24 protein-coding genes and 1 tRNA gene are annotated in these 22,400 nt (G+C 67.9%); 14 read left to right on the top strand and 11 right to left on the bottom strand.

Going from position 1 to position 22,400, the window contains the following annotated elements; all coding sequences use genetic code 11:
• Positions 1-242: 242 nt before the first annotated feature.
• The 7 genes from VEIS_RS14155 to VEIS_RS26390 form a co-directional block, all read right to left on the bottom strand.
• The gene (locus tag VEIS_RS14155; protein WP_011810638.1) at positions 243-1,244 is read right to left on the bottom strand and encodes a LysR family transcriptional regulator; all 1,002 of its coding nucleotides are present in this window, start codon (positions 1,242-1,244) and stop codon (positions 243-245) included.
• 200 nt (positions 1,245-1,444) lie between these two features.
• A complete protein-coding gene (locus VEIS_RS14150) occupies positions 1,445-1,642 on the bottom strand; it encodes a hypothetical protein (RefSeq protein ID WP_041950052.1) in 198 nt (65 codons plus the stop codon).
• Between the two features lie 214 nt (positions 1,643-1,856).
• Positions 1,857-2,828: a hydroxyacid dehydrogenase gene (locus VEIS_RS14145; protein ID WP_011810637.1), complete on the bottom strand. Its 972-nt coding sequence runs from the start codon at positions 2,826-2,828 to the stop codon at positions 1,857-1,859.
• A gap of 169 nt (positions 2,829-2,997) precedes the next feature.
• On the bottom strand, positions 2,998-3,996 hold the full coding sequence (locus VEIS_RS14140) for a Bug family tripartite tricarboxylate transporter substrate binding protein (protein WP_011810636.1): 999 nt from the start codon (positions 3,994-3,996) through the stop codon (positions 2,998-3,000).
• Positions 3,997-4,012: 16 nt separating this feature from the next.
• Entirely contained in the window at positions 4,013-4,996 is a 984-nt protein-coding gene (locus VEIS_RS14135) for a Bug family tripartite tricarboxylate transporter substrate binding protein (RefSeq protein ID WP_011810635.1), read from the bottom strand.
• 59 nt (positions 4,997-5,055) lie between these two features.
• Positions 5,056-6,261, bottom strand: coding sequence for a pyridoxal phosphate-dependent aminotransferase (locus VEIS_RS14130; protein WP_041950866.1), 1,206 nt, complete (start codon positions 6,259-6,261; stop codon positions 5,056-5,058).
• 128 nt (positions 6,262-6,389) lie between these two features.
• Positions 6,390-6,542: a hypothetical protein gene (locus VEIS_RS26390; protein WP_232287693.1), complete on the bottom strand. Its 153-nt coding sequence runs from the start codon at positions 6,540-6,542 to the stop codon at positions 6,390-6,392.
• Positions 6,543-6,562: 20 nt separating this feature from the next.
• Between VEIS_RS26390 and VEIS_RS14125 the strand changes: the two genes are divergently transcribed.
• Positions 6,563-7,540: a LysR family transcriptional regulator gene (locus VEIS_RS14125; protein WP_011810633.1), complete on the top strand. Its 978-nt coding sequence runs from the start codon at positions 6,563-6,565 to the stop codon at positions 7,538-7,540.
• Between the two features lie 120 nt (positions 7,541-7,660).
• Positions 7,661-9,205 carry an MFS transporter gene (locus tag VEIS_RS26385; RefSeq protein ID WP_011810632.1) on the top strand — a complete coding sequence of 515 codons (1,545 nt, stop codon included), beginning with the start codon at positions 7,661-7,663 and terminating at the stop codon, positions 9,203-9,205.
• 29 nt (positions 9,206-9,234) lie between these two features.
• Here the strand turns inward: VEIS_RS26385 and VEIS_RS14115 are convergent, their stop codons facing one another.
• Positions 9,235-9,960, bottom strand: a complete 726-nt coding sequence (locus VEIS_RS14115; protein WP_011810631.1) for a GntR family transcriptional regulator — start codon at positions 9,958-9,960, stop codon at positions 9,235-9,237.
• 386 nt (positions 9,961-10,346) lie between these two features.
• Between VEIS_RS14115 and VEIS_RS14110 the strand changes: the two genes are divergently transcribed.
• The 4 genes from VEIS_RS14110 to VEIS_RS14095 are packed head-to-tail and all read left to right on the top strand — an operon-like array spanning position 10,347 to position 14,240.
• The gene (locus VEIS_RS14110; RefSeq protein ID WP_011810629.1) at positions 10,347-11,333 is read left to right on the top strand and encodes a Bug family tripartite tricarboxylate transporter substrate binding protein; all 987 of its coding nucleotides are present in this window, start codon (positions 10,347-10,349) and stop codon (positions 11,331-11,333) included.
• A gap of 14 nt (positions 11,334-11,347) precedes the next feature.
• Entirely contained in the window at positions 11,348-13,012 is a 1,665-nt protein-coding gene (mdcA, locus tag VEIS_RS14105; RefSeq protein WP_011810628.1) for a malonate decarboxylase subunit alpha, read from the top strand.
• 21 nt (positions 13,013-13,033) lie between these two features.
• Positions 13,034-13,345 carry a malonate decarboxylase acyl carrier protein gene (gene mdcC, locus VEIS_RS14100; protein ID WP_011810627.1) on the top strand — a complete coding sequence of 104 codons (312 nt, stop codon included), beginning with the start codon at positions 13,034-13,036 and terminating at the stop codon, positions 13,343-13,345.
• A gap of 1 nt (position 13,346) precedes the next feature.
• Positions 13,347-14,240, top strand: a complete 894-nt coding sequence (locus VEIS_RS14095; RefSeq protein ID WP_011810626.1) for a biotin-independent malonate decarboxylase subunit beta — start codon at positions 13,347-13,349, stop codon at positions 14,238-14,240.
• Positions 14,241-14,329: 89 nt separating this feature from the next.
• Here the strand turns inward: VEIS_RS14095 and VEIS_RS28785 are convergent, their stop codons facing one another.
• The gene (locus tag VEIS_RS28785; RefSeq protein ID WP_157048521.1) at positions 14,330-14,662 is read right to left on the bottom strand and encodes a hypothetical protein; all 333 of its coding nucleotides are present in this window, start codon (positions 14,660-14,662) and stop codon (positions 14,330-14,332) included.
• Between VEIS_RS28785 and VEIS_RS14090 the strand changes: the two genes are divergently transcribed.
• The 5 genes from VEIS_RS14090 to VEIS_RS14070 are packed head-to-tail and all read left to right on the top strand — an operon-like array spanning position 14,644 to position 18,835.
• Positions 14,644-15,270, top strand: coding sequence for a biotin-independent malonate decarboxylase subunit gamma (locus tag VEIS_RS14090; protein ID WP_232287692.1), 627 nt, complete (start codon positions 14,644-14,646; stop codon positions 15,268-15,270). The two genes, VEIS_RS28785 and VEIS_RS14090, sit on opposite strands and share 19 nt — an antisense overlap.
• 15 nt (positions 15,271-15,285) lie before the next feature.
• On the top strand, positions 15,286-16,044 hold the full coding sequence (locus VEIS_RS24835; protein WP_011810624.1) for a malonate decarboxylase holo-[acyl-carrier-protein] synthase: 759 nt from the start codon (positions 15,286-15,288) through the stop codon (positions 16,042-16,044).
• Entirely contained in the window at positions 16,041-17,045 is a 1,005-nt protein-coding gene (locus tag VEIS_RS14080; RefSeq protein ID WP_011810623.1) for a triphosphoribosyl-dephospho-CoA synthase, read from the top strand. The genes VEIS_RS24835 and VEIS_RS14080 overlap by 4 nt, the downstream gene beginning before the upstream one ends.
• Positions 17,046-17,050: 5 nt before the next feature.
• Entirely contained in the window at positions 17,051-17,962 is a 912-nt protein-coding gene (locus VEIS_RS14075) for an acyltransferase domain-containing protein (RefSeq protein ID WP_011810622.1), read from the top strand.
• Between the two features lie 54 nt (positions 17,963-18,016).
• Positions 18,017-18,835, top strand: a complete 819-nt coding sequence (locus VEIS_RS14070; protein ID WP_011810621.1) for a sterol desaturase family protein — start codon at positions 18,017-18,019, stop codon at positions 18,833-18,835.
• 273 nt (positions 18,836-19,108) lie between these two features.
• Here VEIS_RS14070 and VEIS_RS14065 read toward each other — a convergent pair.
• Positions 19,109-19,185: transfer RNA gene (locus VEIS_RS14065), tRNA-Arg, on the bottom strand.
• 265 nt (positions 19,186-19,450) lie between these two features.
• On the opposite strand from VEIS_RS14065, the gene modA reads away from it, so the two are divergent.
• The 3 genes from modA to modC are packed head-to-tail and all read left to right on the top strand — an operon-like array spanning position 19,451 to position 22,000.
• Positions 19,451-20,233 carry a molybdate ABC transporter substrate-binding protein gene (modA, locus tag VEIS_RS14060; RefSeq protein WP_011810620.1) on the top strand — a complete coding sequence of 261 codons (783 nt, stop codon included), beginning with the start codon at positions 19,451-19,453 and terminating at the stop codon, positions 20,231-20,233.
• Positions 20,223-20,903, top strand: coding sequence for a molybdate ABC transporter permease subunit (modB, locus tag VEIS_RS14055; RefSeq protein ID WP_011810619.1), 681 nt, complete (start codon positions 20,223-20,225; stop codon positions 20,901-20,903). Before modA ends, modB begins: the two co-directional genes overlap by 11 nt.
• Positions 20,903-22,000 (top strand): molybdenum ABC transporter ATP-binding protein, encoded by a 1,098-nt coding sequence (modC, locus tag VEIS_RS14050; RefSeq protein WP_011810618.1) that lies wholly within the window; start codon positions 20,903-20,905, stop codon positions 21,998-22,000. The genes modB and modC overlap by 1 nt, the downstream gene beginning before the upstream one ends.
• Positions 22,001-22,237: 237 nt before the next feature.
• Here modC and VEIS_RS31645 read toward each other — a convergent pair whose 3' ends face one another.
• Positions 22,238-22,390, bottom strand: a complete 153-nt coding sequence (locus tag VEIS_RS31645) for a hypothetical protein (protein ID WP_157048520.1) — start codon at positions 22,388-22,390, stop codon at positions 22,238-22,240.
• Positions 22,391-22,400 lie beyond the last annotated feature (10 nt).

Raw genomic sequence — 22,400 nt, 5'->3', positions numbered from 1 at the left:
ATGCTATCCTTAAGCAACCGCAGGCTCTTTTCAGCATGCGTCGATTCCGGTTTTTGCGCATCGACTTTCGCCAGGCGATTCGATGGGGCACTGTGGAATGGGTGGTTGCCCCGGCTTCGCAGGCCATGGCCGGCCATTTCCCCGATAGACCGGAAATAGCCCCGAGGAAATTGCAATGGTGGATTACACCGATTCAGTGCCTTTGCAAAAGCTGCCGGCGTATCGCACGCGGCAACGATGAATCAGTCATCGCTCTCCGACACCAAGAGAACATCGGCTTCGAGGTGAAGGCAGGCAGCGATGTCTTTCGAGATCTGATGCCGCGCCGCGATTCTCACCAAATCCCGGACCTCGGTGGGCAAGGTGCCGAGTTCGCCTTGGCGGTAAGCAAGAAAAAAGGCCCGACTCAAATCGGCATAGGCGCGGCCATGCCGAAGGAATGCCGACAGGGGGACGACATGTATCTCCGGAACGAAGTGGCGGGACTGCCAAATACACAAAGGCGTGGTCAGCGCAAATCCCATGCCGTTGGCAACCAGGCTGAGAAGGGGGTCCGTGGTGTCGAATTCGTAGGTCCGCTCCAGATGATCGCCACAGTGGCGAAGGTAGTCATCCACCTGCTGCCCGATGACCGATCGCGCGCTGTATCGAATGAATTTGAGTTGCCGCCCAAGCTCTGTCAACGAGCACAGCGGCTGAAGGTCGAATCCCGTTGGCAGCACGACATAGTATTTTTCAGAGAAAAGGCAGGCGCGTGAAATGCCGGCGGACAGAAAAGCGCTCGTCGTCACGGCCAAGTCCAACTGCCGGCTTTCGATGAGCGCGTCGAGGGTCGGCGTAATGCCCGACCACAGCCGGATCTGATGGGACGAGCCGGACAGGCCCTTGATGAGCAGTGGGCCGACGGTGGCGGCGAACGAATCGACACAACCGATCCGAACGGCCATGCGCTTTGCGCGGCTGACACTGCGAACGCTCTCGACCATCTGGTCGGCTTGCGTGAGCAGTTCCTTCGCGTGTTGGAAAAGGCGCTGCCCGGCGGCAGTAGGCTGCGCCGGACGGGTGCTGCGGTCAAGCAGCGCCGTCCCGAAGAAAGTCTCCAGTTGCTTGATCCTCTGGGAGACGGCGGCCTGCGAGATATCCAACAGTCGCGTCGCCTCGGAGATGCTGCCGGACTCCACGACAGCAATCCAACTGACGAGCAAGTCCCAATCCGGCTGGCGCGGCTGGCTGTTTGGATTCATGGGTTCGACACCGAAGAAATGAAGGCAATGGCCAATGTCTGCCGCGTCCGGGCGAGGCCATCCATCGGCATCCGGCGGCATGACGGGCGTTGTATCTGAAAGCCGGCGGCGTGGCTCCGCTGCGGCGCAGGTATTGCAGATATTGCAGCGATCGGGCGCATCCTCTGGCGTGGGCCTGTGGCCGGCGGAAAGCCACCACCTCACGCCGTTCGGCTCCAGCGGTGCCGGAACCAGCCGCGCCGCCGCTGCGGCGCAACTCTACCAGCCTGCTCGGCGGGAATGTTCGCCGCCTCGATGCGCTGCTGCCGCTTGCTCGTTTCGCTGGTGGTGAATTCGGTGAAATCCGTTGCCGTGCCTCCGCGCAATGGCAGACCGGCGGCATCGGCCTTCTTGCGCATTCCAGCATCGGCGAGTGCCGCGTTGCTCTCGGCGTCGAGCCGTTGCAGGCCAGATAGTCGCCGCGCAAGCGCGTCAGGATGCCGTTCGAGCCGCCGGCGCTGTCGGGTGACACGAGGCGGATGGGCCGAATGGGTGGAATGGACCGATCCGATCGACCCTGGTGGGCGCCGATCGGTCGTAGCGCACAAGACCGGCGCCGGGGGCAGGCAATGCTCAGGAAAGAACCTGTGGATTGACGCACGCGGAGCGTTCGACCGGCCGGCCTTGCAGCCAGCCCAACACATTGCGGGCAGCGGCGCTGGCCACCGTGGCCAATGCCGCCGGCGTCGATCCGCCCACATGCGGCGTGAGCACGAGGTTCGGAATCTTCGTCAGCGGGCTGTCGGCCGGCAGCGGCTCGACGGCCATGGTGTCCAGCGCCGCAGCGTAGAGCTGGCCGCTTTGCAGGGCCGCCAGCAGGGCTGGCTCGTCCACGACCTCGCCGCGTGCCGTGTTGACCAGGATTGCGCCGCGCGGCATCCGGCCGAACTCTGCGGCGCCCAGCAGTTTGCATGTGTGCTGGTTGAGCGGCACATGCAGGCTCAGCACATCGGCCAGCGGCAGCAACTCGGCCAGTGTCGGCAGCAGCGCTACGCCATCGACCGGGCCAGGGCCGTCCTTGAATGCCGGATCGAACGCGACGACCCGCATGCCCAATGCCAGGCATACGGTCGCGACGCGCTGGCCGATCTGCCCGAAGCCGACCAGGCCCAGCGTCTTGCCGCACAGTTGCACGCCGTCTTGCGCACGCGACCAGCGGCCCGCATGCAGTTCGGCATCCATCCAGCCGATGCGCCGCGCCGCTGCGAACATCAGCCCCAGGGTCAGTTCGGCCACCGACTGCGCGTTGGCCCCGGGCGTGATGTAGACCGGGATGCCGCGCCGCGTGGCCGCATCCACGTCGATGTTGCCGACCCCCACGCCGTGCTTGGATATCACCTTCAGCGCCGGGCAAGATGCAATGGCCCTGGCCGATAGCGGGACGGTGCGCGAAATGACGGCGTCGATCGACTCCGAGGCCATGATGCGCTCCACCTCCCGGGCGTCGTCGGAGCGGGACAAATAGAACACGCGGGCGCCGGCTTGGGCCAGCAGATCCACCCCGGCTGCGGCCAGCCGGGGTGCGGTAACGAAGATGGTGGTCATGACAATCGGATGTGGCTGCGCAAAAAATGAAGTGGAACGCTCCCCGCAGCGTCTTTGGCGCCGGGCAAGACCCGTTGCGCCCTGTCCGCAGGCAGGGGGCGGCCCCCGCTGCATTGCACCGCAGATTGCGCACGGCGCGGTGGAGCGACTCCATCGGGCTCCATCGGGCTCAATCGAGCCTGATGCCGGCTTGCCGGATCAGCGTACCCCACTTGCGGTGTTCGGCGCGGATGAAGTCGGCGAACTGCCGGGGGGTTCCCCCCATCGGCGTGCTCCCCTCGGAGAGCAATTTGTGCTGCACGTCCGGGGTCTTCAACACCTTCTGCATCTCGGCGTTGATGCGCTCGACGACGGCTTGTGGCGTGCCTGCGGGCGCGACGAGGCCGGTCCAGGTGATGGCCTCGAAGCCGGGATAGCCCGCTTCGGCCACGCTCGGCACGGCGGCGAGTTCGGGCACGCTGTGCACGCGCTGCGCCGAACTCACGGCCAAGGCGCGCACGCGCTTGCCCGCAAGCTGCGCAATGGCGGGCGCAGTGTTGGCGAAATTGAGTTCCACCTGGTTGCCGAGCAAGTCCGTCATTGCCGGCCCGGCGCCCTTGTACGGAACGTTGAGCATCTCGAAGTCCGCGCGCCGCTTGAGCATTTCGCCCGCGAGATGGCCCACGGTGCCATTGCCGGCCAGCCCTATGCGCAGCGACTCGGGCTTGGCCCGGGATGCGTGGACCACGTCCGCGAGCGTCTTGAGCACGGAAACCGCATTGACCAGCAGCACCACGGGCTGGGACGCGATGCTCGTGATCGGCGCAAAGTCCTGCAACGGATCGAAGGGCATCTTCGGGTAGAGCGCCGGGTTGATCGCGAGGTTGGCGGTCTGGCCCAGGCCGATCGTGTAGCCGTCGGCCACGGCCTTGGCAACGGCGTCGAGGCCGAGATTGCCCCCGGCGCCGGGGCGATTGTCGATCACCAGGGTCCAGCCGGCCTGCGTCGCCAGTTTGTCCGCCAGCAAGCGGGCCATCGCGTCGGTGCCGCCGCCGGGCGGAAACGGAACGATCAATTTGATCGGCTTGGCCGGCCAAACTTCCTGGGCCAACGAGGCGCCTGCAAGCGTTGCCAGCAAGGCAGCCGCTGCCCAGGCGCGCCGTCGCATCGCGCCGTTTCGTTTTTTCATGCTCACTCGGTCATGCTCATTCGGGCTTGAGGTCGGTGCTCTCGATCACCTTCCCCCATGTGCGTTTGTTGGCGACGAGAAAGTCGTGGAACCTGGCAGGCGTGCTGCCCACCGGCTCCAGACCGTCCTGCACCAGGCGTCGGGCAATCCCGGGCATGGCGAGAACCTTGGCGATCTCGCGCTGTATGCGCTCGATGGCGGCCGGCGGCGTGTTCCTGGCGGCGCAGATGCCCGACCAGGTCACCGGCTCGAACTCGGCGATGCCGGCTTCCATCACGGTGGGCACCTCGGGGAATGCGGCCAGGCGCTTCGGGCCGGCGACGGCCAACGCCCGCAGCTTGCCGGCGCGCGCGTACTGCATCGAGCTGACGGGCTGATCGAAGATCATCGACACGGCGCCCTCCAGCACATCCGCCATGGCCTGGCCTGTGCCTTTGTAGGCAATGTGAACGATGTCGATACCGGTGCGCGACTTGAGCATCTCACCGGCCAGATGGCTGCCCGTGCCGGCGCCGGACGAGGCAAAGTTGAGTTCGCCTGGCCGGTTCCTGGCGTAGGCGACCAGTTCCTGCACAGTGCTGACCGGCAACCGGGCATTGACCATCAGCATATAGGGCGCATCGATGATCTGCGTGACCGCCACGAGGTCTTTTTCCGGGTCGAAGGGCATGCTCTTGACCAAGTGGGGCTGTATCGACAAGGTTCCGGTCGTGCACATCAGGAGCGTGTGGCCGTCGGCAGGGGCCGACAGCAATGCGGACACGGCGATGTTTCCCCCGGCACCGGGCCTGTTTTCGACCATGACCTGCTGCCCCAACCCTTCGGCCAGTTTGGGCGCTATCAGGCGCGCCACGATGTCATTGGAGCCGCCCGGTGAAAAGCCCACGAGAATGCGCACCGGTTTGCCGGGAAACGCATCCGCAGCCAGCGCCTGCGCGCAAAGCATTCCCGCGCCCGCCACGGCCACGGACAGGATGTGAAGAAAAGCCCGACGTTGCATGCGAGTTCCCATGTTGCAGACATTGACGGTGCGGCCGATGCAGGTACCCCGGGCGCCGCTCAGGGGCCAAGCTGCGCGCGCGCCCGTGCGATGCGCCGGCAACCCTCGCGCAAGTGCTCGCCACTGCTGGCACAGGAGAGCCGGAAATGCGTCCCGACGCCGTAGGCGCTGCCTTGCAGCGCGGCCAGATCCTGGGAATCGAGCAGGTGCCCGATCCAATCGTCGCTGCTGCGGATGACCCGGCCCGTGGGGGTGCGCAATCCGAACAGGTCGGCGCAGGAGGCGAAAACATAAAACGCGCCATCGGGCAGGTGGCAGTGGATGCCATCGATCGCATCGAGCGCCGCCACGACCATGTCGCGCCGCTGCCGGAAGACGGCGCGGTTGGTGGCGATGAAGTCCTGGCGGCCGGTGAGCGCGGCTACTGCGGCCGCCTGGCCGATCGAGCTGGCCCCCGAAGTGCTGTGCGATTGCAGCTTGACCATCGCCTCGATGAGTTGCGCCGGCGCCGCGCCATAACCAATGCGCCAGCCTGTCATCGCATAGGCTTTGGAGACGCCATTGACCGTCAGGATGCGTTCTCTCAGTTCGGGCGCGACCTGGGCGATGCTGGCAAACGGCATGTCGCCGTAGAGGATATGTTCATAGACATCGTCGGTCATGACCCAGACCTGCGGATGGCGTTTCAAGACTTCCGCCAGCGCTTGCAGTTCGGCAAACAGGTATGCGGCGCCGCTCGGATTGTTCGGCGAATTCAGGATCAGCCAGCGGGTACGGGCGGTGATGGCCTGCTCCAGCGCCTCGGGCTGGAGCTTGAAGCCCAGGCTGGCAGGGCAGTCGACATGGACGGGCATGCCTCCGGCCAGCCATACGATGTCCGGATAAGACACCCAGTACGGCGCCGGAACGATGACCTCGTCGCCGGCACGGACGGTGCACATCAGCGCATTGAAGATGACTTGCTTGGCGCCGGCGCCGACGATGATCTCGTCGGGAGAAAAATGCAGCCCGTTTTCGGCGCGAAACTTGCCCGCGATGGCTTCCTTGAGTTCGGGCGTGCCGCCCACGTCGGTATACCGGGTCTGCCCGCTGGCCATCGCGCGGCGGGCCGCCTCCTGGATATGCTGCGGCGTATCGAAGTCCGGCTCGCCCGCCGTCAGTGCCAGCACATCGCGCCCCTGGCCACGCAGCGCGCGCGCACGCTGGCTGGCCATGGAACTCGGCGAGGGCCGGATCCGGTGCAGACGGGCAGGCAGGTCAGGCATGGTCGGGATGGGCATGGGATAGCCGTGGATGGATGGGGCGCAGTATTGGGCATGGCCCGGCGCAAAACAAACGAGAAATCGGCGTAGCCGGCCATTCCATTTTTTCGTGGCGCGACACTGGTGTCGCGTCACCGGTCAGATGTCGCAGGCTGCGCGCAGCCATCGGAGCGCAGCGCAAGGCGCATCGCGCAGCCAATACCGAGCTGTATTGGCAAGCGATGCAACGCCGCGATGCGCTCCGATGGCCAGCGCAGACCGACAGATGACCGGTGACGCGACACTACGGGTAAATTGCCGAAGAATGAACATCACCTTCAAACAGTTGGAGGCATTTGTCTACAGCGCCAAACTGCGCAGCTTCAGTTCGGCAGCGGCGAAATTGCGCGCCACGCAATCGGCCATCTCCAAGCGGGTGGCGGAGCTTGAGCAGGAATTCGGGGTGCCGCTGCTGCACCGCACTGCGCAGGGGCTTGAAATGGCCCAGGCCGGCCGCCGGTTGCTGCCGCTGGCCGAAGAGTCGCAAAGGCTGTGGGCGCGCATCGACCATGAGATGGGCGGCGACCAGACGCTGCGCGGCACTTTTCGCGTCGGCGTGACCGAGTTGATCGCCATGACCTGGCTCACGCGCTTCATTCAACGCTTGCGGCAATTGCACCCCGAGATGAGCATCGAGCCGGTCGTCGACGCAGGCTTGCTGCTGTTTGCGGGCCTGGAGGCGAACAAGATCGACATCGCCATCATGCCGGGGACTCATTGGGGCAAGAGCTACGAAACGGTCAAGGTGGGGCAGGTCGAAGATCTCTGGGTCGCCAGTCCCAGCCTGAAAATTCCCGACCGGGTGCTCAAGCCGCACGAGTTCGGTCTCTACCCTGTCCTGGAACAATCGAGCGGGGCGGCAAAAAACAGGTATTACGAGGCATGGCGGGCCGAGCACAAGTTCCAGTTCGGCAAGCTATTCCAGACCAATAGCACGACGGTGCTGAGGCAATTGACCATCAATGGATTCGGCATCAGCCAGTTGGCGCTCGACTATGTGCGGCCGGACATCGAGGCCGGTCTCTTGCGCATCGTCAAATCCGATCCCATGCCCCCGCCGATGATCTATGGCGCCGTGTACCGGAACGACAATCCCGGCCCGGCCGTCCAGCGCATTGTCGAGTTGGCGGTGCAAATGTGCGATTTCTCGGCCGGAGGAAATCCTCGGCGCGCGGCTGGCAACGCGCCGCCCGACGAACGGCGCCCGGCGCGGCGCCCTGCCCGGCCTGCCCGGCGGCCATGATGGCGGCAACGAATCCGGCCGCTGCCGCCGCCCGGTCAGGGTCGATACCTATGACATATGAACGGGATGTATCTAATATATTAGAAGTGCAGTCCATTTGACCTGCATCCCGGAGATGCCATGAACGCCCTTGCCGGCGGAGCGCAGCGCCACCCGGTTGCCGCGCGCCTGGAGCGCCTGCCGATGACCGGCTATCAGCGCCGCTTGTTCGCCATCATCGCGGCGGCCTGGTTTTTCGATTCGATGGACCTGGGCATCATGACTTTCGTGCTCGGCTCGATCCAGGCGGAGTTTGCTTTGACGCCGGCGCAGACCGGGCTGCTGGCGAGCAGCAGTTTCGTCGGCATGTTCTTCGGCGCGGCCACGGCGGGTCTGCTGGCCGACAAGTTCGGGCGCAAGCCGGTGTTTCAGCTCAGCATGGTCTTCTGGGGCGCGGGCAGCCTGATGTGCGGCCTGTCGCACACCGTCGATGAGTTGATGCGCTACCGGGTGCTGCTCGGCTTTGGCATGGGCATGGAATTCCCGATCGGCCTAGTGTCGCGTCACCGATCATCTGTCGGTCTGCGCTGGCCATCGAAGCGCATCGCGGCGTTGCATCGCTTGCCAATACGCTCGGTATGGGCTGCGCGATGCGCCTTGCGCTGCGCTCCGATGGCTGCGCGCAGCCTACGACATCTGATCGGTGACGCGACACTAGCGCTGGTCTCGGAGATCGTGCCCGCCAAAAGCCGTGGCCGCTATGTCGCCATCCTGGAGGGCTTCTGGCCGCTGGGTTTTATCGCGGCCGGTGTGGGCGCCTACCTTTGCCTGCCATCGATAGGCTGGCGCGGCATCTTCATCGCGCTGGCCGTGCCGGCGGTTTTCGTGTTCGTCGTGCGCCGCTTCGTGCCCGAGTCGCCGCGCTGGCTGGAGGACGCCGGCCGGTTCAGCGAGGCCGACGCGGTCACCAGCGGCTTCGAGCAACGGGTGCTGCTCGCCTCGGGCCGGCAGATGCTGGCGCCGGTGTCCACGGCATCGGGCCATCGGGCGCCGCCAGCGCCACGGCGGGTGCCGTTCGCCGAGCTTTGGCAAGGGGTCTACGCGCGCCGCACCGTGATGCTATGGGCGCTGTGGCTGTTCGCGCTGCTGGGCTACTATGGCCTGACGACCTGGCTTGGCGCGCTGCTGCAGCAGGCCGGCTACGAGGTCGCGAAGTCGGTGCGCTACACCGTGCTGATCTCGCTGGCGGGTATTCCGGGGTTCATCTTTTCGGCCTGGCTGCTGGAAGCCTGGGGCCGCAAGCCGACCTGCGTGCTGATGCTGGCCGGCAGCGCGATCGCCGCGTACTGCTACGGCCAGGCGGCGGCGAGCCATGCGCCGGTTGCGCAACTGATCATTGCCGGGCTGTGCATGCAGTTCTTCCTGTTCGGCATGTGGTCCGTGCTGTACGCCTACACGCCGGAGTTGTACCCGACGCGCTCGCGCGCCACGGGCGCCGGCTTCGCCTCGTCGGTGGGCCGCGTCGGCTCTCTCGCCGGGCCTTACCTCGTCGGCCTGCTGCTGCCGGTGGCGGGGCAGGCCGGCATCTTCACGCTCGGGGCGGCATCGTTCGTCGTGGCGGCCGGGGTCGTGGCCCTGCTGGGGGTGGAGACCAAGGGGCAATCGCTCGAGGAGCTCTCGCATTGAACGGCGCCCGGCATGGCAGGCCGGCGCACTCAGCGACCGGGCATGACCGTCGCGCGCGTGAAGTTCTCCAGGTTGTCGATGAGCCGGTCGCTGGCCTCGCCGGCGCCTTGCACATCCCCCATGGCCAGCGCCGTGGCCAGCGCCGCATGCAGCCGGGCCATCTCCGGCATCTCGGCCGTCTGCTTGTAGTGCAGGTACCAAAAGCGCCGCGACAAGCCGTGCAGCAGGCGCATTGCGCCTTCGGCGAACTCGTTGCGCGCTGCGACCAGGCACAGTTCGTTGAACGCGCGGTCGGCGCGGACGAAGGCCACGTCGTCGTTCTTCGCGGACGAGCGCAGGAATTCCTGCCCCAGTTGCACGAAGCGCTTGCGCTCGGCATCGTTGGCGCGCCGCGCGGCGCTGCGGCAGATCAGCCGCTCGATTTCGCGGCGCGTCTCCAGCAGTTTGAGTTGCTTGTTGACGTCGATCTCCGACACCAGCAGCCCGCGCTGGGGCAGCACGATGATCAGATGCTCGCGCGCCAGCCGCTGTATCGCCTCGCGGATCGGTGTGCGGCCGACGCCCGTCATCTCCGACAACACCTGCTCGGAGATGGCGCTGCCCGGCGGGATGCGCAGCGTGACGATCGCCTCTTCGATCATCCCGTAGGCCAGATCGGTCAGTTTGGCCTTGGGCTCAGGCAGTGGATGGGCTGCGGCTATCGGCCCGGCGTTGCGCGCGCCGCCCTTGGGCCGTGCGACCGGTTTCGTGACCATCGCTTGGACTCCGGAAGAAAAAATCGATCGTATCCCATCGCCATGGCGTGGCTGGAATGCCCGGGGCTCGTGCAGACGGCCGACCACCAGTGTCGCGTCACCGATCAGATGTCGTAGGCTGCGCGCAGCCATCGGAGCGCAGCGCAAGGCGCAGCGCGCAGCCAATTCCGAGTGTATTGGCAAGCGATGCAACGCCGCGATGCGCTTCGATGGCCAGCGCAGACCGACAGATGATCGGTGACGCGACACCAGGCATCGCCGATATCGGGCGCACAGGCCCATGAAACCAGCCTGCGGGATACTACCGATCGACTTTGTACGCAACTGATATATCTTTGCTATCCCAAAGGCCCGAAGGCCCGAAGCCCCGTAAAGGAGATCAGCCCATGCGTTCCGATCGCCGGCGAGTGCTGACCTGTCTGAGCGCGGCGGCCGCGCTGATGCCGCTGCGTGCACAGGCCCAGTCCGCCTGGACTCCGCAGCGGCCGATCCGGCTCGTGCTCGGGTACGGCGCGGGCGGCGCCACCGATGCCACGGCCCGCATCATCGGGCGCCATCTCCAGGCCCTGCTCGGCCAGCCGGTGATCAACGAATACAAGCCCGGCGCCGGCGCTTCGATAGGCGCCGAGTTCGTCGCGCACGCGCCGGCGGACGGCTACACGATAGGCCTGACCGACACCGGGCCGATGGTCATCATCCCCCAGTTGCGCAAGGTCGGCTACGACCCGGTCAAGGACTTCACGCCGCTGTCGTACATCTGCGCCACCGGCCTGGCGCTGATCGTGCACCCGAGCGTTGCGGCGAACGGCGTCGGCGAACTGATCGGACTGCTCAAGAGCGCGCCCGGCAGGTACAGCTACGCCAGTTCGGGCATAGGCTCGGTGCACCATCTGGCCGGTGAACTGTTCAAGAGCCGCGCGGGCGTGCAGGCGGACCATGTGCCGTACCGTGGTGCAGGCCAGGCGCTGACCGATTTGGTGGGCGGCCAGGTGCTGCTGATGATGGCCTCGATCGGTCCTGCGTTGCCGATGATCGGCAGCGGCAAGGTGCGCGCGCTGGCCGTCACGACCGCCGGGCGTTCGGGCGTGCTGCCCGAGGTGCCCACGCTCGCCGAGCAGGGTCTGGCCGGCTACGACGCGGCGCTGAGTTTTACGATGGTCGCCCCGGCGCGCCTGCCGGCTGCGGTGGCGGCCCGCTACCAGGCCGAGTTGCGCAAGATCGTGGCCAACCCGGCGGTGGCCAAAGAGCTCGAAAAGCTCGGCTATGACGACATCCGGCCGCGCACGCCAGCCGAGGTCGGCGAGCTCACGCGCGACGAGTTCAGGAAATGGGGCGCGGTGATCCGCGACGCCGGCATCACGCAGGAAAGCTGAAGCGGCAGCCCGCGATGAACGCCATTTCCCGACCACCCCCGCAGCGCTGGAACCAACTCGCCGAGGACCGCGCCGAGCGGCTCGCGCGCGCGGCGCATCTGGCCTGCGGCAAGCAGGTGGCGGCAGGGCAACTGGTGGCGCTGCTCGAGGCCCTGCTGCGGCCGGGCGACCGCGTCTGCATCGAAGGCAACAACCAAAAGCACGCCGACTTCCTGTCGGCGGGCCTGGCCCGGGTGGACCCGGCGCGGGTGCATGGGCTGCATATCGTGCAATCGAACATCGCGCTCGCGTCGCACCTGGACATCTTCGACAGCGGCATCGCCACGAAGCTGGACTTTTGCTACTCCGGCGAGCAGGGCGTGCGCATGGGCCGGCTGATCAAGCAGGGCCGGATACAGGTCGGCGCGATCCACACCTACCTGGAGCTGTACAGCCGCTACTTTGTCGACCTGACGCCGCGTGTCGCGTTCGTCGCGGCGCAGAGCGCGGACAGGGCGGGCAATCTCTACACCGGCCCGAACACCGAGGACACCCCTGCGGTGGTGGAGGCGACGGCGTTCAAGAGCGGCATCGTGATTGCGCAGGTCAACGAGCTCGTCGATCGCGTGCCGCGCGTCGATGTGCCGGCCGACTGGGTCTCGTTCGTGCTCGAAGCGCCCAGCCCGCACCATATCGAGCCGATCTTCACGCGCGACCCGGCGCAGATCGGCGAGGTGCAGATCCTGATGGCGATGATGGTCATCAAGGGCCTGTATGCGCCATACCAGGTGCGGCGTCTGAACCATGGCATCGGATTCGACACTGCGGCGATCGAACTGATCCTGCCCACCTATGCCGATTCGCTGGGCCTCAAGGGCCGGATCTGCGAATACATGAGCGTCAACCCATGCCCCACGCTGATCCCGGCGATCGAGGCCGGTTTCATCAAGAGCATCCACTGCGCCGGCTCCGAGCCGGGCATGGAGCGCTATATCGAGCAGCGCTCGGATATCTTCTTCACCGGCCCCGACGGGTCGATGCGCTCGAACCGCGTCTTTTGCCAGCTCGCCGGCCATTACGCCGACCTGTTCATCGGCTCCACGCTGCAGATCGATCTGGAGGGCAACTCATCGACCGCCACGCTCGACCGCATTACCGGCTTTGGCGGCGCGCCCAACTTCGGCAGCCAGGCGCGTGGCCGCCGGCACGCCAGCCCGGCCTGGCTCAAGGCCGGGGCCGAGAGCGCCGACGGGCAGTCGCGCATGCCGCGTGGGCGCAAGCTGGTAGTGCAATTGGTCCAGAGCTTTCGCGAGAAGATGCAGCCCACCTTTGTCGAGCGGCTCGACGCCTGGCGCCTGCAGCAGGACTTCGATCTGGCCCTGCCGCCGGTGATGGTCTACGGCGACGACCTGACCCACATCGTCACCGAGGAAGGCATCGCGCACCTGCATCGCTGCGCCACGCCCGCCGAGCGCGAGCAGGCGATTCGCGGCGTTGCCGGCTACACGCCGGTGGGCCTGGCGCGCGACCGGCGCGTGGTGGAAAACCTGCGTGGCCGCGGCATCGTGCAACGCCCCGAAGACCTGGGCATCGACGCGCGCCTGGCCACGCGCGACCTGCTGGCCGCCAGGTCGATCAAGGACTTGGTACGCTGCTCGGGCGGCCTCTACGATCCGCCCAAGCGCTTTCGGCACTGGTGACGGGGTGACGGAGACACGGCGATGGAGCATCTGGAATACGAGTTCGGCCCTTTCCCGTCGGCAGCGGCGCCGGCGTCGGCGCCAGTGCTGGTCGGCGTCGTCGGTTCGGGGAACCTGGAGGCGCTGTTCGAGCCGCGCCCGCTGGCCGGGATCATCCGCTTCGTCGTCGACACCCCGATCGCGGGCTTTGACGCCACCTGGCGCGCCGTGCTCGCCGACTTCGCCGCGCGCCAGCGCACCGGCGACCTGCTGGTGACGATCAACGACGCGGGCGCCACGCCCGCCGTGGTGGCGCTGCGGCTGGCGCAGGCGGCCGAAGAACTGAGGGCCTGAAATGCCGGCGGCGAGCTACTACGAATCCAATGCCCGGCAGCGCGTGCGCGGTCTTTTCGACGACGGCACGGTGGTCGAGATCCTGCCGCCCCAGGCGCGCGTCACCAGCCCGCATCTGGCCGCTTTGGGCATGCCGGTCGCGCTCGACGACGGCGTGATGACGGGCAGCGCGCGCCTCGATGGCCGGCCGGTGCTGTTCGCCGCCGAAGAGCCGGCGTTCATGGGCGGCTCGGTGGGCGAGGTGCATGGCGCCAAACTGACCGGGCTGCTGCTGCGTGCCGCCCGGGATCGGCCCGACGCGGTCGTGCTGCTGTGGGACACCGGTGGCGTGCGGCTGCACGAGGCCAACGCCGGCCTGATCGCGATCTCGGAGATCCAGCGCGCGCTGTTCCAGGCCCGTGCCGCCGGCGTGCCGGTCATCGCCGTCTGCGCCGGCGCCAACGGCTGCTACGGCGGCCTGGGCATCGTCGCCCGTAGCTGCGACCATATCGTGATGACCGAGGAGGGGCGCCATTCCGTGTCAGGCCCCGAGGTCATAGAGTCGCAACAGGGCGTCGAGGAGTTCGACGCCAGCGACCGGGCGCTGGTCTGGCGCACCATGGGCGGCAAGCACCGCTACCTGATCGGGGAGGCCAGCAGTTTCGCGCTGGACAGCATCGCTGATCTGCGCCGCGCGGTCGCCGTGCTGATCGAGCGCCCGGCGCCGCTGACGCTGGAGACGGTGCAGCGCGAGCACGCGGCACTGGCCCGGCGGCTGCGCCGCTTCGGCGGCGCGTCCGACGCCACCGAAGTCTGGGCCTTGCTCGGCGTGGCCGATCCGGCCGGCCTGCCGATGCTCGACGAGCAGGACTTCGTCGCACTGGCCGACACCCTGCGGGAGCGCTGCGATGACTGAGGTGCTGGCCCTGTGCGACCGATTGTTCCCCGCCGGCCATGACATAGCCGCAGATGCCGGCGACCCCCGCCTGGTGCGCGGCACCGGCATCAGCGCACCAGTGTCGCGTCACGGATCAGATGTCGTAGGCTGCGCGCAGCCATCGGAGCGCAGCGCAAGGCGCATCGCGCAGCCAATACCGAGCGTATTGGCAAGCGATGCAACGCCGCGATGCGCTTCGATGGCCAGCGCAGACCGACAGATGATCGGTGACGCGACACTGGTGTCGCGTCACGGATCAGATGTCGTAGGCTGCGCGCAGCCATCGGAGCGCAGCGCAAGACGCAGCGCGCAGCCAATACCGAGCGTATTGGCAAGCGATGCAACGCCGCGATGCGCTGCGATGGCCAGCGCAGACCGACAGATGATCGGTGACGCGACACCAGGCCGGGTGGCGATCATCGGCACGCGCGACGGCGCGGCCATCGGCGTCGATCTGGCGCTCGCGCTGGCCGCCGAGGTGCTGCGGGTCGTCGAAAACCACCCGCAGCGGCCGATCCTGATGCTGGTGGACACGCAAGGCCAGCAGTTGTCACGGCGCGACGAACTGCTGGGCAACGCCGGCTACCTGGCGCATCTGGCCCATTGCTTCGAACTGGCACGCGCGCGCGGCCATCTGCTGCTGAGCCTGGTCTATGGCGCAGCGGTCAGCGGCGGCTTTTTGTCGCTCGGCATGATCGCCGACCGCTGCTACGCGCTGGCCGATGCACAAATCCGCGTGATGGCGCTGCCCGCGATGGCGCGGATCACCCGGATCGCGATCGACGACTTGCAGGCGCTGTGCCGCACATCGGCGATCTTCGGCCCTGGCGTCGACAACTACCAACGGCTCGGCGCGATCGAGGAGGTATGGGATGCAGATCTGGCCGCGCATCTGGCGCGCGCGCTGCAATTGCCGGCCGGCGGCGACGCGCGCGCCAGGCTGGGCGCCGCGCGGGGCGGTCGCACCCATGCCGGGCCGGTCATCGCGGCCATGCTGTCGGCCCCCTGAACGAGCCAGCGTCTGATGCGGACTGCTTGCGCACCATGGCGTCACCGGCGCGTCTGGCTGGCGCCAGCGTTGCGCGCGCAGGACATGCGCGCCGGCACCGGCGCCGGCGCGGTGCAGGCATTCATCGCGCGCGCGCAGCAGGGGCTTGCCGTCGTCGGGCGCAGCGCAAACGCCGATGACATTCCCGGCTGGCGCCCGCTCGGCCTCGCTCTTGCCCGCGCGCAGGACGGCACGGCGGCCGTGCGGCTGTCCTGCTGCGTTGCGCCGCAGTCCATCGTCCGGGTGCAAGAGCCGTTGCCGTTGCGCGCCGCGCTGCCCGCGCTGCCGCAGGCGATGCGCGGCGTGGCTGCGCGCCTGTTGGAATTCGACGCAGACACGCCGATGCCGATGCCGCTGGCGGTGTACGGCTCGGTCTTCTGGCAGCACGCGGCCGCAGACAGCCATTGGCACGAACACTCCGACAGCGCGTCTGGCCCGAGGCCAAGCTGTCATGCGGCCGCAGCCCGCTATCTGCACGAACGCTCCGACCTCGACCTGCTGGCGCGGCCAGCGTCTGCCAGCCAGGCACGGCGCTGGCTGGACTGGGTGGCAGCGGTCGAGGAGGCCGGGTCCGTGCGCCTCGACGGCGAGATCGAACTGCCCTCGGGCGCCGCCGTGGCGTGGCGTGAACTGGCCTTGCCGGGGCCGCAGATACTCGTCAAATCGGACCGGGGAGCGAGCCTGTGGCCGCGCCCGGCAGTGTGGGCTGCATGGCCCCATCAGGCCACGCCATGACCCGGCCATGCGCCGCCGACCCGGCGCAGGCCCGGCCCCGCCAGGCCCAGGCCCAGGCCCTGCGCAACCTGGCAGTGCAGGCGCTGCTGGGCGAACTGCGGACCTATCCCAAGCCCGGACTGGTAAGCCTGGTCGACAGCGGCAGCCATCGCGACATGGATGCGACGACCTTGGTGCGCAGCACGCTGGCGCTGCGCCGCTACTTCGAGGACTGCGCCCGGGTCGGCGCCTGCGGGGCCGCGTTCGACACGCTCAAAGCCTTGGGCATCGCGGCCGAGCAGCGCATGCTGCGCGCGACGCATGGGGTCAACACGCACCGCGGCGCGATCTTTCACCTGGGGCTGCTGGCGGCGGCGGCAGGCCACCGTGCAGCGCAGCACGCTGCCGCCCCGGCTCCATCCCTGGGCGAGATCGTGCGCCGCCGCTGGGGCGCAGACATTGCTGCCCAGCGCCGCCTGGCGGCGATCGATGGCAACCGCCCGGCGGCGCTCGATGACAACCACCCGGCGGCGATCCACGGCAGCCGCCCGACGGCGCCCGATGGCAACCGCCCTGCGGCCATCGACGGCGCCAGCGCTGCGGCGACCTGCGGCAACGGCGCCGCACCCAGCCACGGCAGCCGTGCCAGTGCGCGGTACGGCGTCGGTGGCGCGCAGGCGCAGGCTGCGGCCGGGTTTCCGTCGGTGTACCGGGTCGCACTGCCGGCCTACCGCGCTGCGCTGGCGCGCTCGGCCGCGCCGAACCAAGCCCGCGTGCAGGCATTCTTTGCGCTGCTCGGGCATCTGGACGACACCAACTTGCTGCACCGTGGCGGCCGCGAAGGTCTGGCCTACGCGCGCGTGCAGGCAACCCGCTTTCTGGCCGACGGCGGCGTGTTCCAAGCGCGCTGGCAACGACGGGCGACGGACCTGCACCTGGCCTTCCGTGAGCGCTGGCTCAGCCCCGGAGGCAGCGCCGATCTGCTCGCCGTCTGCCTTTTCGTGCACGCCGCCGAAGGCTGAGCCGCATGCGCCAGTACGCCATCGTCTGCCCGGGCCAGGCCAACCAGTCGCCCACCATGTTCGACTTCGCCGCAGCCGATCCGCGTGGCGCTGCGGTGCTGCAGTCCTTCGGCGACTTGGTCGCGCGGGCGCGGCAGGGTCAGGGCCTGTTCGACAACGCCTTCGCGCAGCCGGCGCTGGTGGCGCTGGCCAGCGCGAACTGGGCGGTCTTGCAGCCGCAGTTGCCGCCACCGGCGCTGTACGCCGGCTATAGCGTCGGCGAGCTGTCGGCCTGGGGCTGCGCCGGCGCCTGGGAGCCGCCGTGCGCCGCCGAGGCGGCGGCGGTGCGGGCACGACTGATGGACCGGCACACCCCACCGGGCTGCGGCATGCTCGCCGTCCGCGGCCTGCCGGTCGAGACCCTGACGTCGCTCGCCAGCGGAACGCACCTGGCCATCGTCAATGACAGCGACCACGCCGTGCTCGCCGGCGCCGACGCCGACCTGGTCGCGGCGCAGGCGCGGCTGAGGGCGCGCGGCGCCTGGACCCGCAGGCTCGAAGTGCAGGTGCCGTCGCACACGGCGCTGCTCGGTGACGCAGCGCGCGCATTCGGCGCGTGGCTGGCCAGGCGCCCGATGAATGAACCCACGGCGCCGGTGCTGCGCGGCATCGACGGGCGGTGCTGCCGGCGCGGCGCCGACGCGCCGGAGGCGCTGCAGCGCGCGGTGTCGGAAACCATCCGCTGGGAGGACTGCATGCGCGCCATCGTCGAGTCGGGCGTGCGTGTCGTTCTGGAACTGGGCCCGGGCCGCTCGCTCAGCGAGATGTTCATGCAGGCGTATCCGGGCATGGTGGCGCGCTCCGTGGCCGATTTCCGCAGCGCGCGCGGGGTGGCAGATTGGCTGGCCCGGGCGCTGTCGTCGCAGGCCGGCCCTTGACGTGAAAAATTCAACTGATATATTAAACGCACGCCAGTGACAGGAGAGCAGCGCATGATGACCGAACGCCAGCGCAAGTTCCGCGCGCAGTACCAAGCCGGGATCAGTCCTTCGTACAGTGGATTGCTGCATGTCGCCGTGCTGTACGGCGCAGGCATCGCCGCCATCGGGTACTGTCTGCGCCAGATGCAGGACGCCGGCTGGGAATGGCTGCTGCTGGCGCCGGTCTTCATCGCCGGCAATTTCGTCGAATGGTTCATGCACCGGCATGTGATGCACGAGCGCATCGACGTTTTTGCGCTGCGTGCCATCTACGAGCGCCACACGCGCCAGCACCACCAGTACTTTACCGACCTCGAACCCACGATCGACACCGCGCGCGAGTTCCGCATCGTGTTTTTTCCGTGGCGCGTGCTGCTCACGCTGGGTGCGGGCGGACTCATGCTGGGCTGGCTCGCCGCGCTGATCGTCAACGCCAACGCCGGCTACGTCGTCTTCGTGACGATGCTCGCGCAGTACCTGATCTATGAGACCTTCCACTACTGCTGCCATGTGCACGACAATTGGTTCGTGCGCAACGTCCCGTTCGTGAACACGATCCGGCGCCACCACACGGCCCATCACAACCCGGGGATCATGATGAAGTACAACATGAACCTCACGTTCCCGATCGCCGATTGGTTTCTCGGCACCAGCGATCTGCGCCGTGGCTTGCTCGGCCACCTGTTCAATGGCCAGAGCGAAAAGCATGTCAAGGAAGAACTAAGGCCCATCATCGCCAGGTTCCGCAACGACCATTCGCGTGTCACGCTCGATGGCCCGTTGCTCACGCCGCAGGAAGAATCGGTCATGGTGGGCGGTCGCAGCGTTTGATTCCTGGTACCCCCCTGTCCCATGCCGCCCTGCTTCGACAGGCATGGGAGCGAGCCGCATCCGGGCGGCCCCGGCCGGGGATCGACGACGCAACGCAAAGGCAAGCCGGCGGGAATGGTCTGCCGGGGCCTGCCGGGGCCTGCTGGCTGGCGCCGGGCGGCACACGCACGATGGCCTGCAACCCGGCGATGTGCGGAGTCAAAAAAAACGCCCAACCGGTAGCGGTTGGGCGTTCGAGGCTGGACGTTCGATCGTTCGATACGTTCAATACTGTGGTGCGGCTGGCAGGAATCGAACCCACGACCCCTTGGTTCGTAGCCAAGTACTCTATCCAACTGAGCTACAGCCGCCAAGCCCGGCATTATAGGCAGAATTTCCAGGCGGCCGCGCAAGTCCGCCATTTTTTTGTTGCCGCCCTCTGGCGGATCGGCGCGCGGGCACGCTGCCGGGGACGTCGCCGGGACGGCTGGCGGTCAATGGGTGGTCAGTGGGCCGTCAGTGGGCCGTCAGTGGATGGTCAGTGGGCGGTTGATCGGCGACCCGTTGGCGGCCGGCGCCTGTCCTATACTTTCGCTATTCCTTCAATGAATAGCGGCGCATCGCGCCCACACGACCATGACCATCCCGACCGCCATGCAATCCCGCTTGCCCGCCCTGCCCCGCGCCCTGGCTGCGCTGGGCTTGGCCCTGGCCGCCTTGGCCGCCGATGCCGAACAGGTTCATGTGGCGGTGGCCGCCAATTTCACGGCCCCGATGCAGAAGATTGCCGCCGCGTTTGCCGCAGACACGGGGCACAAGGCCGAGCTGTCGTTCGGGGCCACGGGCAAGTTTTATGCGCAGATCGTCAACGGTGCGCCGTTCCAGTTGCTGCTGTCGGCCGATGAGGCCACGCCGGCCAAACTCGAGCGCGAGGGCCTGGCCATTGCCAACACGCGCTTTACCTACGCGCTGGGCCGGCTGGTGCTGTGGAGCGCGCAGCCAGACTTGGTGGATGCGCAGGGCGCGGTGCTCAACACCGAACGGTTCCGGCATCTGGCGATTGCCAACCCCAAGCTGGCGCCCTACGGCGCTGCTGCCGTGCAGGTGATGCAGAAGATGGCTCTGGACACGGCGCTGCAGCCGCGTCTGGTGCAGGGCGAGAGCATTGCGCAGGCGTACCAGTTCGTCGCCTCCGGCAACGCGCAACTGGGTTTCGTGGCGCTGTCGCAGGTGATGGTCGATGGCCGGATTGCCAACGGCTCGGCCTGGCTGGTGCCGACGAGCCTGCATGATCCGATCCGGCAGGATGCCGCGCTGCTGGCCCCCGGCAAGGACAATGCCGCTGCGGCCGCGCTGCTGCAATACCTGCGGGGCGACAAGGCGCGCGCGATCATCCGTTCCTACGGCTATGGTTTCTGACGCCGACCTGGCCGCCATCGGCCTGACGCTGCGGCTGGCGGCCACCACCATGGTGCTGTTGCTGCTGCTGTGCACGCCGCTGGCATGGTGGCTGGCGCACACGCCGTCGCGCTGGCGCGGGCCGGTGTCGGCCGTGGTGGCGTTGCCGCTGGTGCTGCCGCCGACGGTGATCGGTTTTTACCTGCTGCTCGCGCTCGGCCCCCATGGGCCGCTGGGGCAGTTCAGCCAATGGCTGGGCTGGGGCCACCTGCCGTTCAGCTTTGGCGGGCTGGTGCTGGGCTCGCTGGTCTATTCGCTGCCTTTTGCCGTGCAGCCGCTGCAGCATGCGTTCGAAGCCCTGGGCCAGCGCCCGCTGGAGGCGGCTGCCACGCTGGGCGCGGGGCCGCTGGACCGCTTCTTCAGCGTGGCGCTGCCGCTGGCGCGCACGGGCTTCATCACGGCGGCGATTTTGAGTTTTGCGCACACGGTGGGCGAATTTGGCGTGGTGCTGATGCTCGGCGGCAATATTCCGGGCGTGACGCGGGTGGTGTCGGTGCAAATCTACGACCATGTCGAGGCGCTCGAATACCCGCAGGCCCATGGCCTGGCCGCAGGCATGGTGCTGTTTTCGTTCGTCGTGCTGCTCGGGCTGAACCTGGCCCGCCGCAGGGTCGCGGCGCCGGTGCCGTGATGGCAGCGGGCGCCGAATCGGCGCAGATCATCGCGCAGTTGCGACTGGCGTACCCCGGCTTCACGCTGGATGTCGATCTGCGCTTGCCCGGGCGCGGCGTGACGGCCTTGTTTGGCCCCTCGGGCTGCGGCAAGACCAGCTGCCTGCGCGCGATCGCCGGACTCGTGCGCGCGCAGCCGGGCCGCGTGCTGGTCAACGGCGACATCTGGCAGGACGACGCGCTGCGCATCTGGCGCGCCACGCACCAGCGCGGCCTGGGCTATGTGTTCCAGGAGGCCAGCCTGTTCGAGCATCTGAGCGTGCGCGGCAACATTGCCTATGGGCTGCGGCGCACCGCCCCGGCCCGGCGCCGGGTGGCGCTGGAGCAGGCCGTGGAGTTGCTCGGCATAGGCCCGCTGATGGAGCGCCGCCCGCAGGCGCTGTCGGGCGGCGAGCGCCAGCGCGTCGCGCTGGCCCGGGCGCTGGCCACCAGCCCCCGCCTGCTGCTGATGGACGAGCCGCTGGCCGCGCTCGACGCGCCGCGCAAGGCCGAACTGCTGCCCTATCTGGAGCGGCTGCAGCGCGGGCTGGACATCCCGGTGCTGTATGTCAGCCATGCGCTCGACGAGGTCGCCAGGCTGGCCGGGCATCTGGTGCTGTTGCAGGCCGGGCGCGTGCTGGCCCAGGGGCGCACCGAGGAGTTGCTCGTGCGCCTGGACCTGCCCCTGGCCCATGGCGATGCGGCGGCCACGGTGATCGAAGGCCGGGTGCTGCGCCACGATGCGCAGGACCATATCGCCACCGTGGCGTTTGCCGGCGGACAGTTGCTGCTGGTCAGCCCGGCGGCGCGCGCAGCGGGCGCGCCGATCCGCCTGCGCGTGCAGGCGCGCGACGTGAGCCTGGCGCTGGCCGCTGCCCGCGAAAGCAGCATCCTGAACATCCTGCCCGCCACCGTGGTGGCGCTGGCGCAGGACAGCCCCGGCCAGCACATGGTGGCGCTCGATGTCGGCCCCACACGCCTGCTGGCGCGGGTCACGCAGCGCTCGGCCCAGGCGCTGGCGCTGGCACCGGGCCAGTCCGTGTTTGCCCAGATCAAAGGCATTGCCGTCATCGACTGATCCGGGGACCGATCCGGGCCATGGCACCTCCCACCACGCACCCACCACGCCAGCCACCGCCCTGGTTCTTGGCGGCTACGGCAACTTTGGCGCGCGCATCTGCCGCGCACTGACCGGTCATCCGCGCATCGGTCATCCGCGCATGGCTTGGCTGGTGGCCGGGCGCAATGGAGCACGCGCTCAGGCGCTGGCGGCCACGCCGGGCCATGGCGCGCAGGGTCTGGCGCTAGTGTCGCGTCACGGATCAGATATCGTAGGCTGCGCGCAGCCATCGGAGCGCAGCGCAAGGCGCATCGCGCAGCCCATACCGAGCTGTATTGGCAAGCGATGCAACGCCGCGATGCGCTTCGATGGCCAGCGCAGACCGACAGATGATCGGTGACGCGACACCAGAGCACCA

The sequence above is a fragment of the Verminephrobacter eiseniae EF01-2 genome, from assembly GCF_000015565.1.
Lineage (GTDB): Bacteria > Pseudomonadota > Gammaproteobacteria > Burkholderiales > Burkholderiaceae_C > Acidovorax > Acidovorax eiseniae.
The sequence above is the reverse complement of the archived record's forward strand: the minus strand, read 5'-3'. Positions and strand labels throughout refer to the sequence as shown.